This is a genomic window from Halorubrum sp. SP3 (assembly GCF_005435195.1).
Lineage (GTDB): Archaea > Halobacteriota > Halobacteria > Halobacteriales > Haloferacaceae > Halorubrum > Halorubrum sodomense.
In genome coordinates this window covers 1-535 of record NZ_SGTU01000291.1, presented here as the reverse complement: position 1 = coordinate 535, position 535 = coordinate 1, and the positions used below count along the sequence as shown (strand labels likewise).

At 54.0% G+C, this 535-nt stretch carries 1 protein-coding gene; it reads left to right on the top strand.

Features of this window, described 5'->3' with window-relative positions:
* Positions 1 to 535 (top strand): PAS domain S-box protein (locus EXE42_RS16605; protein WP_137707022.1); only part of this gene is annotated, 535 nt, incomplete at both ends.

Here is a 535-nt window from a genome sequence, read left to right as displayed (position 1 = left end):
TTATTGATTGAAAGCGTTGACGAGTATGCTTTCCTCGCCATCAATGAAGACGGGCAGATCCAGACGTGGAACGAGAGCGCCAAACAGCTGTTCGGATACACTGATGAATCGGCACTTGGGATGGACGTCGCTACACTCCACCCGCCTGCTGATCGAAAGTCAAAGATCCCAGAGAGACTGCTTCAGCAGGCCAAAGTCGCTGGGAAGAGCTCTCACGAAGGATGGCGAGTGACAGCTGATGGGGACCAGTTCTATGCTGATACACGGTACGTCCGGCTCGAGAACGACGAGGGGACGTCTCATGGGTACGCGCAGATTGTCCGGGACATGACTGAGCGACGCCAGCAGCGGCGTCGTACTGAGCGGTTCGTTGAAGAGTCTGAGGACGTGATCGCAATCGTCGGGACAGACGGGACGTTTAGCTACGTTAGCGGCTCAGCACAAGCAGTTCTTGCGTATGATCCAAATGAGATGGTCGGTGAGAATATCTTCGATTACGTCTATGAAACTGAACGCGAGCAGTTGATGCAGACGT